Annotated in this window: 11 protein-coding genes; 9 read left to right on the top strand and 2 right to left on the bottom strand. The window is 49.6% G+C overall.

What is annotated here, in order from left to right; translation table 11 throughout:
* Positions 1 to 55 precede the first annotated feature (55 nt).
* The 5 genes from dnaB (at position 56) to SK35_RS22550 (ending at position 5,271) form a co-directional block, all read left to right on the top strand.
* Complete coding sequence (dnaB, locus tag SK35_RS22570; RefSeq protein ID WP_003826610.1) at positions 56 to 1,471, top strand: replicative DNA helicase; 1,416 nt, start codon at positions 56 to 58, stop codon at positions 1,469 to 1,471.
* Positions 1,472 to 1,487: 16 nt separating this feature from the next.
* Positions 1,488 to 2,567, top strand: coding sequence for an alanine racemase (alr, locus tag SK35_RS22565; RefSeq protein ID WP_003826612.1), 1,080 nt, complete (start codon positions 1,488 to 1,490; stop codon positions 2,565 to 2,567).
* 128 nt (positions 2,568 to 2,695) lie between these two features.
* Positions 2,696 to 3,889: an aromatic amino acid transaminase gene (gene tyrB, locus SK35_RS22560; RefSeq protein WP_048215128.1), complete on the top strand. Its 1,194-nt coding sequence runs from the start codon at positions 2,696 to 2,698 to the stop codon at positions 3,887 to 3,889.
* A gap of 184 nt (positions 3,890 to 4,073) precedes the next feature.
* Positions 4,074 to 4,787, top strand: a complete 714-nt coding sequence (gene aphA, locus SK35_RS22555) for an acid phosphatase AphA (RefSeq protein WP_003826615.1) — start codon at positions 4,074 to 4,076, stop codon at positions 4,785 to 4,787.
* Positions 4,788 to 4,914: 127 nt separating this feature from the next.
* Positions 4,915 to 5,271 (top strand): MmcQ/YjbR family DNA-binding protein, encoded by a 357-nt coding sequence (locus SK35_RS22550; RefSeq protein ID WP_008786927.1) that lies wholly within the window; start codon positions 4,915 to 4,917, stop codon positions 5,269 to 5,271.
* A gap of 543 nt (positions 5,272 to 5,814) precedes the next feature.
* Here the strand turns inward: SK35_RS22550 and SK35_RS22545 are convergent.
* Positions 5,815 to 6,219 carry a hypothetical protein gene (locus SK35_RS22545; RefSeq protein ID WP_187426964.1) on the bottom strand — a complete coding sequence of 135 codons (405 nt, stop codon included), beginning with the start codon at positions 6,217 to 6,219 and terminating at the stop codon, positions 5,815 to 5,817.
* A 29-nt stretch (positions 6,220 to 6,248) separates the two neighbouring features.
* Positions 6,249 to 9,071, bottom strand: a complete 2,823-nt coding sequence (gene uvrA, locus SK35_RS22540) for an excinuclease ABC subunit UvrA (RefSeq protein ID WP_003826619.1) — start codon at positions 9,069 to 9,071, stop codon at positions 6,249 to 6,251.
* 251 nt (positions 9,072 to 9,322) lie between these two features.
* Here uvrA and ssb1 point away from each other — a divergent pair, with 251 nt between their 5' ends.
* The 4 genes from ssb1 to SK35_RS22520 all read left to right on the top strand — a co-directional run bounded on the left by ssb1 (position 9,323) and on the right by SK35_RS22520 (position 14,534).
* Positions 9,323 to 9,847, top strand: coding sequence for a single-stranded DNA-binding protein SSB1 (gene ssb1, locus SK35_RS22535; RefSeq protein ID WP_003826621.1), 525 nt, complete (start codon positions 9,323 to 9,325; stop codon positions 9,845 to 9,847).
* Positions 9,848 to 10,064: 217 nt separating this feature from the next.
* Complete coding sequence (locus tag SK35_RS22530; RefSeq protein ID WP_048215126.1) at positions 10,065 to 11,240, top strand: tyrosine-type recombinase/integrase; 1,176 nt, start codon at positions 10,065 to 10,067, stop codon at positions 11,238 to 11,240.
* Positions 11,237 to 12,835, top strand: a complete 1,599-nt coding sequence (locus tag SK35_RS22525) for a tyrosine-type recombinase/integrase (protein WP_048215125.1) — start codon at positions 11,237 to 11,239, stop codon at positions 12,833 to 12,835. The genes SK35_RS22530 and SK35_RS22525 overlap by 4 nt, the downstream gene beginning before the upstream one ends.
* A complete protein-coding gene (locus SK35_RS22520; protein ID WP_048216365.1) occupies positions 12,828 to 14,534 on the top strand; it encodes an integrase in 1,707 nt (568 codons plus the stop codon). The genes SK35_RS22525 and SK35_RS22520 overlap by 8 nt, the downstream gene beginning before the upstream one ends.
* The last annotated feature ends 46 nt before the right edge of the window (positions 14,535 to 14,580 follow it).

Genomic DNA, 14,580 nt, shown 5'->3' with positions numbered 1-14,580 from the left:
AAAAGAAATGTGGTAATCTTTCGACCCAATCATTATCTCGGTAACTCCATTCACTATGGCAGGAAATAAACCCTTCAACAAACAACAGACTGATGCTCGTGAGCGCGATCCCCAGGTCGCCGGGCTGAAAGTACCGCCGCACTCGATTGAAGCGGAACAGTCGGTGTTGGGCGGTTTAATGCTGGATAACGAACGCTGGGACGATGTTGCCGAGCGTGTGGTGGCGGAAGATTTTTATACCCGTCCGCACCGGCATATCTTCACGGAAATGCATCGCCTGCAGGAGATGGGAAAACCCATCGATCTGATCACGCTGGCAGAGTCGCTGGAAGTTCAGGGACAACTGGACAGCGTCGGCGGTTTTGCTTACCTGGCTGAGTTGTCTAAAAACACGCCAAGTGCGGCGAACATTAGCGCTTATGCGGATATCGTCCGCGAACGCGCCGTTGTTCGTGACATGATTTCAGTTGCAAACGAAATCGCGGAAGCCGGGTTTGATCCGCAGGGACGTTCCAGTGAAGACCTGCTGGATCTCGCGGAGTCTCGCGTCTTTAAAATCGCGGAAAGTCGCGCTAATAAAGACGAAGGCCCGAAAAATATTACGGATGTGCTCGACGCCACCGTAGCGCGTATCGAGCAGCTGTTCCAGCAACCGCACGACGGCGTCACCGGGGTGAACACCGGTTATGACGACCTCAATAAAAAGACTGCTGGTTTGCAGCCGTCAGACTTAATTATTGTCGCCGCGCGTCCGTCGATGGGTAAAACGACATTTGCAATGAACCTCGTTGAAAATGCGGCGATGTTGCAGGATAAGCCGGTTCTTATCTTTAGTCTTGAAATGCCCTCAGAACAGATCATGATGCGTTCCCTGGCCTCGCTCTCACGCGTAGACCAAACTAAAATCCGTACCGGTCAACTGGATGATGAGGACTGGGCGCGAATTTCCGGAACAATGGGTATTTTGCTGGAGAAACGAAACATCTATATTGATGACTCCTCCGGCCTGACGCCTACGGAAGTGCGCTCGCGTGCCCGTCGTATCGCCCGTGAACATGGCGGTATCGGACTTATCATGATCGACTACCTGCAACTGATGCGCGTACCGTCGCTCTCCGACAACCGTACGTTGGAAATTGCAGAAATCTCCCGCTCGCTGAAAGCGTTAGCGAAAGAACTGCATGTGCCGGTGGTGGCGCTGTCGCAGCTTAACCGCTCTCTGGAACAACGTGCCGACAAGCGTCCGGTCAACTCGGATCTGCGTGAGTCTGGCTCCATCGAGCAGGATGCCGACTTAATCATGTTTATCTATCGTGATGAGGTTTATCACGAAAACAGCGACCTGAAAGGGATCGCGGAAATCATTATTGGTAAGCAACGTAACGGCCCGATTGGTACGGTGCGCCTGACGTTTAACGGTCAGTGGTCGCGATTCGACAACTATGCCGGTCCTCAATATGACGATGAGTAATTTCTAAGGAATACAAATGCAAGCGGCAACTGTAGTTATTAACCGCCGCGCTCTGCGACACAACCTGCAACGTCTGCGTGAACTGGCTCCAGCCAGCAAACTGGTTGCGGTCGTGAAAGCGAACGCCTACGGCCATGGTCTGTTAGAGACCGCGCGAACGCTCCCCGATGCGGACGCTTTTGGTGTCGCTCGTCTTGAAGAAGCCCTGCGCTTGCGAGCGGGAGGGATCACGCAGCCCATCCTGCTGCTGGAGGGATTTTTTGATGCCTCCGATCTGCCGACTATTTCCGCGCAGCGCCTGCATACTGCCGTCCACAACCAGGAGCAGCTCGAAGCCCTGGAAGCCGCTAAACTGGCTGAACCCGTTACCGTCTGGATGAAGCTCGACACCGGTATGCACCGCCTGGGCGTACGCCCTGAGCAGGCCGAGGCGTTTTATCAGCGCTTAACACAGTGTGAAAACGTGCGCCAACCGGTCAATATCGTCAGCCACTTTGCTCGCGCGGACGAGCCTGAGTGTGGCGCGACCGAAAAACAGCTCGATATCTTCAACAGTTTTTGTGAAGGCAAACCGGGGCAGCGTTCGATTGCCGCGTCGGGTGGTATTTTGCTGTGGCCGCAGTCTCACTTCGACTGGGCGCGTCCGGGGCTGATTCTGTATGGCGTATCGCCACTGGAAAATCACTCCATCGGCGCTGATTTTGGCTGCCAGCCGGTAATGTCGCTGACCTCAAGCCTGATTGCGGTGCGCGAGCACAAAGCGGGGGAGCCGGTTGGTTATGGTGGAACCTGGCTGAGTGAGCGCGACACGCGTCTTGGCGTGGTAGCGATGGGCTATGGAGATGGTTACCCGCGCGCAGCGCCTTCGGGGACGCCGGTACTGGTCAATGGCCGTGAAGTGCCGATCGTCGGTCGCGTCGCGATGGATATGATCTGCGTCGATTTAGGCCCCGAAGCACAGGATAAAGCCGGCGATTCGGTGATTCTGTGGGGCGAGGGCTTGCCCGTTGAACGCATTGCTGAAATGACGAAAGTAAGTGCTTACGAACTTATTACGCGCCTGACCTCAAGGGTAGCGATGAAGTATATCGATTAGCAGCATGATGTGCCGGACAGGTGGTTACGCCGCCTTCCGGCAATATTCCTCTCAACATCCTCTCGATCTTCTCCCACTTCCGGTTTATTGTGTTCTTAACCCCTGCCTGTAAACCCGGAGAACCACACGTGTTTCAAAAAGTTGACGCCTACGCCGGCGACCCGATCTTATCGCTCATGGAGCGCTTCAAAGAAGATTCACGTAGCGACAAAGTGAATCTCAGCATCGGCCTGTATTACAACGAAGACGGCATTATTCCTCAGCTTAAAGCTGTGGCGGAAGCGGAAGCCCGCCTCAATGCCAAACCGCATGGCGCTTCGCTGTATCTGCCGATGGAAGGTCTGAACACGTATCGCCATACTATTGCGCCGCTGCTGTTTGGCGCAGAACATCCGGTTCTCCAGCAGCAGCGCGTCGCAACCATTCAGACGCTGGGCGGCTCCGGGGCGTTAAAGGTTGGCGCAGACTTCCTGAAACGTTATTTCCCTGATTCTGGCGTGTGGGTCAGCGATCCGACCTGGGAAAACCATATCGCGATTTTTGAAGGTGCCGGATTCGAAGTAAGCACTTACCCATGGTATGACGACACGACCAACGGCGTGCGTTTCAACGACCTGCTGGCAACGCTGAATACCCTACCGGCGCGCAGCATCGTGCTGCTACATCCGTGCTGCCATAACCCGACAGGGGCGGATTTAAGGCCTGCGCAGTGGGATAGCGTTATTGAGATCCTGAAAGCACGCGATCTGATCCCGTTCCTGGATATTGCTTACCAGGGCTTTGGTGGTGGAATGGAAAACGACGCCTATGCGATTCGCGCCATTGCCAGCGCCGGATTGCCCGCTCTTGCCAGCAACTCATTCTCGAAGATTTTCTCCTTGTACGGCGAGCGTGTCGGCGGACTGTCAGTGGTATGTGAAGACGCTGATACCGCCAGCCGCGTGCTGGGGCAGCTAAAAGCGACGGTGCGTCGAAACTACTCCAGCCCGCCAAACTTTGGTGCGCAGGTAGTTGCCGCGGTACTGGGTGATGACGCGCTGAAAGCCAATTGGCTGGCGGAAGTTGAAGAGATGCGTACCCGCATTCTGGCGATGCGCCAGGAGTTGGTTAACGTATTGAATACGGAGATCCCAGGCCGTAACTTTGACTACCTGCTGCAACAGCGCGGGATGTTCAGCTATACCGGGCTTAGCGCAGCCCAGGTTGATCGTCTGCGCGATGAGTTCGGTGTATACCTGATCGCCAGCGGTCGCATGTGCGTGGCCGGGTTGAATCACGGTAACGTGCAGCGCGTGGCGAAGGCATTTGCCGCCGTCATGTAACCGACTTTGCAGGCCTGATAAGCGTCACGCCATCAGGCCTGTTTTCCAATGTGATCGTGCTCCTTTTCCAGGACAAAACCAGAGAAAATCCTTCCTTTCCCTCCCCCTAAGGGGTAAGGTCAGATAGTTTTTTGACCAGTTGTTAATAAAAAAATGATAACTAACTGACTACTTAGGGAAAAATATGCGCAAGTTTACGTTGGCACTGAGTGCCGTTTGTTTATTGTTCACGCTTAATCAGCCAGCCCAGGCACTCGTTTCTTCTCCCTCTCAGCTCAATCCAGGCACTAACGTTGCAAAGCTCGCTGAGCAGGCTCCCATTCACTGGGTCTCCGTGGCACAAATTGAAAACAGCCTGACCGGACGTCCGCCGATGGCCGTCGGGTTTGATATCGATGACACTGTCCTCTTTTCCAGCCCAGGCTTCTGGCGCGGTAAAAAAACGTATTCTCCGGACAGTGAGGATTACCTGAAGAATCCGGCCTTCTGGGAAAAAATGAACAATGGCTGGGACGAGTTCAGTATTCCAAAAGAAGTCGCGCGCCAACTGATTGATATGCACGTGCGTCGCGGTGACAGCATCTTTTTCGTGACCGGGCGTAGCCAGACGAAGACTGAAACGGTGTCGAAAACGTTGTCTGATAACTTTCACATCCCAGCTGGAAATATGAATCCGGTCATTTTTGCCGGCGACAAGCCGGGTCAGAACACCAAAACGCAGTGGCTGCAGGATAAAAATATCCGCATGTTCTACGGTGACTCCGATAATGACATCACTGCCGCTCGCGACGTGGGTATTCGCGGTATTCGCATTTTGCGCGCCTCTAACTCCACTTATAAGCCGCTGCCACAGGCCGGTGCGTTTGGTGAAGAGGTGATCGTCAACTCGGAATATTGAGGACGCTGGCTGCGGATTGCTGTTTTTTTAAACAAATTTACATTGCTGGCTTTTACCTTTTGCGGACTTGCTGCACACTGAATAAAAGATGTTCTCATGAGGCAATATGCTGGTAAGGGGAATAAAGATGACGAATTCGGAGTTGCTGCAATACTGCATGGCAAAAACGGGCGCAGAACAGAGCGTTCACAGTGACTGGAAGGCCACGCAAATCAAAGTCGAAGATGTGCTTTTTGCCATGGTAAAAGAGGTGGAAGAACGCCCGGCGGTGTCTCTGAAAACCAGCCCAGAACTGGCAGAACTATTGCGCCAGCAGCATAGCGATGTTCGGCCAAGCAGGCATCTCAATAAGGCGCACTGGAGTACGGTGTATCTGGACGGCTCGCTGCCGGATTCACAGATTTATTATCTGGTCGACGCCTCTTATCAGCAGGCTGTGAACACGTTGCCGGAAGATAAACGCCGGATACTGACGCAGCCCTGATCCGTTTCGCCGGATGCGGCGCAAGCGCCTTATCCGGCCTACAGGTTTTATGCATATTCTGTAGTTTCGTAGGCCTGATAAGCGTAGCGCCATCAGGCACAACCGTAGCCGGATGCGGCGCAAGCGCCTTATCCGGCCTACAGGCTTTATACCTGATCTGTAGTTTCGTAGGCCTGATAAGCGCAGCGCCATCAGGCACAACGCTTGCCGGATGCGGCGCAAGTGCCTTATCCGCCCTACAGGCTTTATGCCTGGTCTGTAGTTTCGTAGGCGCTGATAAGCGCAGCGCCATCAGGCACAACTGTTGCCGGATGCGGCGCAAGCGCCTTATCCGGCCGACAAGCTTTATACCTGGTCTGTAGTTTCGTAGGCCTGATAAGCGCAGCGCCATCAGGCACAACCGTAGCCGGATGCGGCGCAAGCGTCTTATCCGGCCTACAGGTTTTATGCATATTCTGTAGTTTCGTAGGCCTGATAAGCGCAGCGCCATCAGGCACAACGGTTGCCGGATGCGGCGCAAGCGCCTTATCCGGCCTACAGGCTTTATGCCTGGTCTGTAGTTTCGTAGGCGCTGATAAGCGCAGTGCCATCAGGCACAACGGTAGCCGGATGCGGCGCAAGCGCCTTATCCGGCCTACAGGCTTTATGCCCGGTCTGTAGTTTCGTAGGCCTGATAAGCGCAGCGCCATCAGGCACAACGGTTGTCGGATGCGGTGTAAGCGCCTTGTCCGGTCTACGGGCTTTATGCATATTCTGTAGTTTCGTAGGCCTGATAAGCGCAGCGCCATCAGGCACAACGGTTGCCGGATGCGGCGCAAGCGCCTTATCCGGCCTACAGGCTTTATGCCCGGTCTGTAGTTTCGTCGGCCTGATAAGCGCAGCGCCATCAGGCACAACGGTTGCCGGATGCGGCGCAAGCGCCTTATCCGGCCTACAGGCTTTATGCATATTCTGTAGGCCAGACAAGTGTTGCGTAATTACAACAGCGGCTTGAGGAAACGGGCCGTGTGTGAGGCTTCACACTCAGCGACCGTTTCTGGTGTGCCGGAGACAAGGATTTCGCCGCCGCCGCTGCCGCCTTCCGGACCGAGATCGACAATCCAGTCTGCGGTCTTAATCACGTCCAGATTGTGCTCAATCACTACGATGGTGTTGCCCTGATCCCGGAGTTGATGCAGCACGTCCAACAGTTGCTGAATATCCGCAAAATGCAGACCGGTGGTCGGCTCATCGAGAATATACAGCGTTTGCCCGGTACCGCGTTTGGACAGTTCGCGCGCCAGCTTTACGCGCTGTGCTTCACCGCCCGAGAGCGTGGTAGCGGACTGGCCCAGTCGAATGTACGTCAGGCCAACGTCCATCAGCGTTTGCAGCTTACGCGCCAGCGCCGGAACGGCATCGAAGAACTCACGTGCTTCTTCAATCGTCATATCCAGCACTTCGTGGATAGTCTTGCCTTTGTACTTAATTTCTAACGTTTCGCGGTTATAGCGCTTGCCTTTGCACTGATCGCACGGCACGTAGATATCCGGCAGGAAGTGCATTTCGACTTTGATCACGCCGTCGCCCTGACAGGCTTCACAGCGTCCGCCACGGACGTTAAAGCTGAAACGCCCCGGCGTGTAACCGCGTGCGCGTGACTCCGGTACACCGGCAAACAGTTCGCGCACTGGCGTAAATACGCCGGTGTAGGTTGCCGGGTTAGAGCGCGGCGTACGGCCAATCGGACTTTGGTCAATGTCGATCACTTTGTCGAAATGCTCCAGGCCCTGAACGTCGCGATACGGCGCAGGTTCAGCCAGCGTCGCACCGTTCAGCGCCGTCTGTGCAATCGGGAACAGTGTGTCGTTAATCAGTGTCGATTTACCCGAACCGGAAACACCGGTAATGCAGGTAAATAAACCTACCGGCAGCGTCAGGGTGACATCTTTCAGGTTGTTACCGCGTGCGCCGGTGAGCTTCAGCACTTTCTCTGGGTCAGCCGCAACGCGCTGTTTAGGCACTTCAATCTTGCGTTTACCGCTCATGTACTGGCCGGTCAGCGACTCAGGCACTGCCATGATGTCGTCGAGTGTCCCTTCGGCGACGACCTGACCGCCGTGAACACCCGCGCCCGGGCCGATATCGATAACGTGGTCAGCGGCGCGAATCGCGTCTTCATCGTGCTCGACCACAATAACGGTATTACCCAGATTACGCAGGTGGATAAGCGTACCCAGCAGACGTTCGTTATCGCGCTGGTGCAGGCCAATAGACGGCTCATCCAGTACGTACATTACACCGACCAGACCCGCGCCGATCTGGCTTGCCAGGCGAATACGCTGGGCCTCACCGCCGGAGAGTGTTTCCGCCGACCGCGATAGCGTCAGGTAGTTGAGGCCGACGTTGACCAGGAACTTCAGACGATCGCCAATCTCTTTAAGAATTTTCTCGGCAATCTTCGCCCGCTGACCTGCGAGCTTCAGATTGTTGAAGAAATCCATTGCATGACCGATGCTCATGTCAGAAATCGCAGGCAGCGGCGTATTTTCAACAAATACGTGACGGGCTTCCCGGCGTAAACGCGTCCCTTCACAGCTGGCGCAAGGACGGTTACTGATGAACTTGGCTAATTCTTCACGTACTGCGCTGGATTCCGTCTCTTTATAGCGGCGCTCCATATTGTGCAATACGCCTTCGAACGGATGGCGACGTACGGACGTATCACCACGATCGTTCATGTATTTAAATTCGATATTCTCTTTACCGGAACCGTAAAGTACCACTTTATGCACAGCAGGGTTCAGGCTGGCCCACGGGGCTTCAACGTCGAACTTATAGTGTTCCGCCAGAGACTTAAGCATCTGGAAGTAATAGAAGTTACGGCGATCCCAACCGCGGATAGCACCACCGGCCAGCGACAGTTCCGGGTTTTGGATCACCCGATCAGGATCGAAATATTGCTGCACGCCGAGACCGTCACAGGTTGGACACGCGCCCGCCGGGTTGTTAAACGAGAACAGCCGCGGTTCCAGTTCGCGCATGCTATAGCCGCAGATAGGGCAGGCGAAGTTGGCGGAGAACAGCAGCTCCTCCGCTTTCGGGTCGTCCATATCGGCAACGACCGCCGTACCGCCGGACAGTTCCAGCGCGGTTTCAAAGGATTCCGCCAGTCGTTGGGTGAGATCGTCACGGACTTTAAAGCGGTCAATCACCACTTCAATGGTGTGTTTCTTTTGCAGCTCAAGCTTGGGCGGATCGGAAAGGTCACAGACTTCACCGTCGATACGGGCGCGGATATAGCCCTGGCCTGCCAGGTTTTCCAGCGTTTTGGTGTGCTCGCCCTTACGCTCTTTGATCACCGGCGCCAGCAGCATCAGACGCTTACCTTCCGGCTGCGACAGGACGTTATCCACCATCTGGCTTACGGTCTGCGCTGCCAGGGGGACGTCGTGATCCGGACAGCGCGGCTCGCCAACGCGGGCAAACAGCAGACGCAGATAGTCGTGAATTTCGGTAATTGTACCTACCGTGGATCGCGGGTTATGGGACGTCGATTTTTGTTCAATTGAGATGGCAGGAGAGAGCCCCTCAATGTGGTCGACGTCCGGTTTTTCCATCAGCGACAGAAATTGACGCGCGTACGCGGAAAGGGATTCAACGTAACGACGCTGCCCTTCGGCATATAAGGTGTCGAAAGCGAGCGAAGATTTGCCTGAGCCCGAAAGCCCGGTGACGACAATCAGCTTGTCGCGCGGGATGACGAGGTTGATGTTTTTGAGATTATGGGTGCGGGCGCCCCGAACTTCGATCTTATCCATTCATCTTTCCCGGATTAAACGCTTTTTTGCCTGGCTGCATGGTGCTACCGGCGATCACGAACGGTTAATTATGACACAACCTGACCTGAATGGATATACAGTATTGGAATGCAAAACGCAGACGTCTGTGCAACAATGTCTGGCTGGGGTTGTTTACTGGAATCAACTTCGCAACGTAGTAAAAGCGCTATTGGAAATGCTACAATCCCGCGCTTACACTTATTCAGTAACGTTTTTCAGGAGACACGATCATGGCCAGCAGAGGCGTAAACAAGGTGATTCTCGTCGGTAATCTGGGCCAGGACCCGGAAGTACGCTATATGCCGAATGGTGGCGCAGTTGCCAACATTACGCTGGCTACTTCCGAATCCTGGCGTGATAAAGCGACCGGTGAAATGAAAGAGCAGACTGAATGGCACCGTGTTGTGTTGTTCGGCAAACTGGCGGAAGTGGCCAGCGAATATCTGCGTAAAGGTTCTCAGGTCTATATCGAAGGTCAGCTGCGTACCCGCAAATGGACCGATCAGTCCGGCGTAGAAAAGTACACCACAGAAGTTGTGGTTAACGTTGGCGGCACCATGCAAATGCTGGGTGGTCGTCAGGGTGGTGGTGCTCCGGCAGGTGGCGGTCAGCAGCAGGGCGGTTGGGGTCAACCTCAGCAGCCGCAGGGTGGTAACCAGTTCAGCGGCGGCGCACAGTCTCGCCCGCAACAGTCAGCGCCGGCAGCACCGTCTAATGAGCCGCCGATGGATTTCGACGACGATATTCCGTTCTAACTCTGATAAATATTAATTTGTAACTTTTACAAGTTTTTCATAAATCGTAAGAGTTTAAGAATTAATAAGTTAAGTTGAATTTAAACCCTCAGTATTTGTAAAGATACTGAGGGTTTTTTTATGTTCGCAGAAAGTGTAACTATAATGTTTCTTATAAAGTATCGTTTGTAATTATATTACTCCGGATAAAGTTGGTTATGTAAGGTTAGGAGGACGAATGAGAATCGTCACTGTTGGCCATAAAACTGGTGATTTATTGCCAATTCTTTTGGACCATAACGAATTACCTATACCGCTACCAAATGAGTTCCTATTGAGCCGAAGACATCTAAGTACAAACACGTTACTTAGAAATCTCCGAGAACTGTCAGTCTTATATAGATGGCTTGCAAATAAGCAGATTGTTCTAGAGTGTAGGTTAAGAAATGGCAGGTTCTTTACAGAGGCAGAATATTGCGGAGGTTTGATAGAATACTTGAGAAAAGATATGGAGGTTGAGGGGGCTGTTGTTTCCCCTCACACGTTTAATAGTAGGTTAGTAACTATTAGACAGTATTTTATGTGGGTCATTGATATTTTTATATCTTTGCTGCCGTTAGGTGACGAAAAATATGACAGTCTCAAGTGTGAGAGAAAACGTATAAATTCATGGATCGATAAAGCATTCATTAATACCCCTAAGCGGGGAAGTATTTCTAGAAAGTATTTAACAAGTGATGAAACTGAATTTTTACTTAAGTGTTTGGACCCAGAAAGCCCTAACTCTTTCGGATTATTTCAGCCAGTGAAATGCAGAAATTTTGTAATCGTGTCGATGATGCTTAATTGTGGAATACGTCCAGGAGAATTGCTCAGTTTACGTGTTGAGGATATACAAATAGGGGCGATTTCAGCAGTGACAATCAAACGAAGACCGCCAGACCCTTTCGATATAAGAAGGCCAAGACCAAGTGTAAAGCGGAATGGCAGAGTATTGCCCCTGGAAGGGCGGTATTTTCTACAAATTTTGGATAGATACATCGTAGAATGGCGAGATTTCTTAGAGAGAAAATCGAATAACTCGACTAATTATTTAATACTAAGTGATGAAGGCGAGCCTTTGTCACACTCATCTTTAACTCAGCTTTTTTCTCGTCTTCGGAGCACGTATGCTGATTCATTACCTGAAATGCTGACACCTAAATCGTTAAGACATACATTCTCTAGTCGTATGGAGAAAGCTTTGAGGGCTGCAGGTTTGGAAGAGGATCGAAGAAGGGAAGCTTTGGCTATGTTACGCGGAGATTCAAGTCTAGAGTCTCAATCAATATACATTGCACAAGAGATTGAGGAGAGGGCTTATCAGGCTCTCTCAGAGTATCAGCGTAAATTGATTGCAGGGATAATTAAATGAAACAGCAATTGCATCAATTACCCCATGATTTAGATCATAAATTAGGGCTGCCGCCCTACTTTTATACCCGAGAAGGCGTTAAAGTTGATATTACAGAAGATAATTTTGTTTTACCTCTTTTCTATAGACATAGCAAGCTTGATTTTACTCGAATAGAAAATGAAAAATTAAAAGAAGCGATAATATTATGTATTATTGAACAGGCGACTAGAGTTTCATCACATTCGGGGTGTGCTTATTGGAGCGATATATCTGCAACAATAGTTTCTCGCCAAACTCATTTTTCTCTTATAGCCGGGGTTCCAATACAACAGTTTGAAGAACGTCTTGTTGTTCTGATGGAATATATTATCAGCCACGCGCGTAAAAAAAATAAGCTATGGGCTTTATATCGTCCTATACGTTGGTATATATGGTGTGCTGAAAATTATCCTGAGCTTGGGTTTTCTATTGATTACGCACAAGAGCTTGAGGCTCTTGAAATACCGGGTAATCCCAAAGGCGAGGCCGTCAGGCAAGAAGACCAGAATCATGGCCCATTACATAGAACATTTGAACTACAGCCAATTTTAAATGCACTCAAGCAGGATAAGAGTTTAATTTATGAGCATTTACAGCAGAAAGCTGCTGTAGCTCTTTCTATTGCATTCGGGCGAAATCCTGCGAACTTAACCTTTTTAAAAGAAACCGATCTCGTCAATTTAGCTCCTGAAACTGTCACTCCATGTTATGTCTTAAAGATGCCGAGAATCAAAAAGAGACAATTAACTCCTAGAGATGACATGGTTGATGAATACTTAGAGCCGCAGATCGCTGAACATCTTTTGGCACTTATTGACGCTTCGAGAGACAAAAAGCTTGTTCTAGAAATAATGGGGCATCCTGTAGAAGTTACGAGGCCACTATTTATAAACTTTAATAAAAATCGCTATGCTATTGAGTCAAAAAGATGGGATGAAGCATTCAATATGATGTCGATTGGGATAGCTAATCTAATAAAAGCTTTTGTTAAGCGCCACAAAATAATATCTCCTTTTACCGGGGAGTTATTACATGTAACCCCTCGGCGTCTACGTTATTCCTTAGCTACAGGTTTGGTTGCTGAAGGGATTAGTAAGCGAGAGTTAGCCAGAATATTGGATCATACAGACACGCAAAATGTAAATGTTTATTTTGATATGGCAGGTAACATAGTAGGGCATCTCGATAAAGCGATGGCGAAAGGATTCTCTAAATATCTTGATTTCTTCAAGGGTAATCTGATCTCTAGTGATGAAGAGGCTATCAATGGTGAGCGCAATGACAAGCATTTAATATTTCTAGATGAACAAGATTCATCTGAAATAATTGATGTCGGCGTATGCGGGGAAATAACTGTATGCCATCTAGATCCGCCTTACTCATGTTATGTATGTCCCAAATTTCAGCCTTATCGTAATGCTGACCATGAAAATGTGTTGGAATGCCTACTAGCCAGCCGTGAAGAGCGCTTAGAGAAGTACGAAAATTCGCGATTAGGGATACAACTTGATGAAGTGATAATGGCAGTTGCACAGGTGGTTAAGTTTTGTGAGGAGGGTATCAGTAATGACTGATGGCCGTTCTAATCGAAAGTTTAAAGTCATTCCTTTCATTAATCGAGTTGAACGCGATAGAAAGGAAAACCTTACTCATTTGGTTTACAGAGCAAAAATAATGAGGCTTGAGGGATTTGAGTCTGTAATTTGGACTGATTCAGTTTGGCAAATTTTTGCTGGTCGTCTGATTGAACAGTCAGGCAAACATGTGAAGTCAGCCTCTTTCAAGTTTTCACTTTCACCAAAATTAGGAGGGGAGCTATTTATCGGTAATTGGGCGGAAGTGGCAAAATCGCTATTTATTCTACGATTCCATAGAAAGCATCAATCAACGCCCAATCAACATAATTTTATTACGGCCATAGGTTATGTAGCTTTCGCAGCCAAGCAATTAGCGCAGGATCTAACTAATATAACACGAGAAACGCTCGATAATGCATGTGCATTAGTCTCAACGCATTATAGTGAATCAACGGCTTATAATATCCACAAGCATGTTGCAGAATTTAGTGCACACTGTGATGCTAATGGGTTATGCAGAGTTTTATTGCAATATAAATATATCAATATGACGCGTCCTGATATTTCAGGAGGATTAAACTATAAAAGGTTAGATGATCCTAGTGTTTTAGAAACAAAGTCGAATAAGCTCATTGCTCCTGATGTGTATCGAATCATAGGTGAGCTTTATTTAAAGGTTCCAAGTAAGCATAAATATAGGTTATATGTCTTGATGTTGACCTTTCTTGCTTGCACAGGACGTCGCTTTAGTGAAGTTTCACTATTACCCAATCAACAGCTGTCGTTTGATGCCGAGGGGAATGCATATATAGAATACTTCCCTCGGAAAGCTAGTCGTGGGAAGGTATTCACGCCGAAGCGCAGATTATTTTTATCGTCAGAAATGAGTTCTATTGTCGGGGATCTTCTGGTTGAAGTTTCCGAATTAACGTCAGATGCTCGAATAACTGCTGAAGAAATGCTTAGAGTTGGCGGCCCTGATATAAGATTTTTGCAAAAAATTCCAGATGATAAAAAAATATATTCTAATGAGCTAGTTAAGCTTGGAATAAGTGATACTGTTTTGGCTACTACTGGTTGGTTAAGAAAGAAAAAATTTGCATGGCCTGATAATAATGCTTTCACCAAAACTGGACGTAGTCCATTATACCCAGTTTACTATACCTATAAATCCGAGATCATAAAGTATTGTTGTCGAGATTTCTCGGACACATATCTATTGGCTATTCATACTGACCAATTCGGAAATAAATACTATATTAAGGATTTGTTGTTTATTCGTTCGCTGGGAATTTCCAGTGGATACTATGCTCACTGGTTGGCGGCAAGTTGTAGCCAGTCCATGTTCACCACTTTCCTACGCTATTTACCTAGGCTTGCCGCTAAATATACCTCTAGTAATATTGATGTTGATTTTACTAGTCACCACTTCCGGCATACGCTCAACACCTTACTTGATGAGGGTGGTTTAAGCGATCTGTTGCAAACTTCATGGTTTGGTAGAACCAATTCAAGAGATACTAGGGCCTATCAACATACTTCACGTGAAAAACGAGCATTGATGCTCCGTGAAGAGATAAAAAAAGGTTTGGTTGGTGGGCAACTGGCCGAACAGATTAAAGTAGTTTCGGTCGAGGTTCAGGACGCAATTCTTAAAGCTCGTATCCACGCTGTGCATGATGTAGGTACGGGCTGACCTGCTCCCCGTTGATTAATACACCTCGATGTTAGTAATGTCTTCA

Origin of the sequence: Citrobacter sp. MGH105 (genome assembly GCF_001037485.2) — a bacterium.
Classification (GTDB): domain Bacteria; phylum Pseudomonadota; class Gammaproteobacteria; order Enterobacterales; family Enterobacteriaceae; genus Citrobacter; species Citrobacter portucalensis.
The sequence above is the reverse complement of the archived record's forward strand: the minus strand, read 5'-3'. Positions and strand labels throughout refer to the sequence as shown.

Bases quoted from the DNA above. Each gene is read 5' to 3' on its own strand.
- SK35_RS22530 (WP_048215126.1), top strand. From the start codon at position 10,065: ATGAGAATCGTCACTGTTGGCCATAAAACTGGTGATTTATTGCCAATT.
- ssb1 (WP_003826621.1), top strand. From the start codon at position 9,323: ATGGCCAGCAGAGGCGTAAACAAGGTGATTCTCGTCGGTAATCTGGGC.
- SK35_RS22525 (WP_048215125.1), top strand. From the start codon at position 11,237: ATGAAACAGCAATTGCATCAATTACCCCATGATTTAGATCATAAATTA.
- SK35_RS22520 (WP_048216365.1), top strand. From the start codon at position 12,828: ATGACTGATGGCCGTTCTAATCGAAAGTTTAAAGTCATTCCTTTCATT.
- uvrA (WP_003826619.1), bottom strand. From the start codon at position 9,071: ATGGATAAGATCGAAGTTCGGGGCGCCCGCACCCATAATCTCAAAAAC.
- alr (WP_003826612.1), top strand. From the start codon at position 1,488: ATGCAAGCGGCAACTGTAGTTATTAACCGCCGCGCTCTGCGACACAAC.
- SK35_RS22550 (WP_008786927.1), top strand. From the start codon at position 4,915: ATGACGAATTCGGAGTTGCTGCAATACTGCATGGCAAAAACGGGCGCA.
- aphA (WP_003826615.1), top strand. From the start codon at position 4,074: ATGCGCAAGTTTACGTTGGCACTGAGTGCCGTTTGTTTATTGTTCACG.
- dnaB (WP_003826610.1), top strand. From the start codon at position 56: ATGGCAGGAAATAAACCCTTCAACAAACAACAGACTGATGCTCGTGAG.
- SK35_RS22545 (WP_187426964.1), bottom strand. From the start codon at position 6,219: ATGCATAAAGCCTGTAGGCCGGATAAGGCGCTTGCGCCGCATCCGGCA.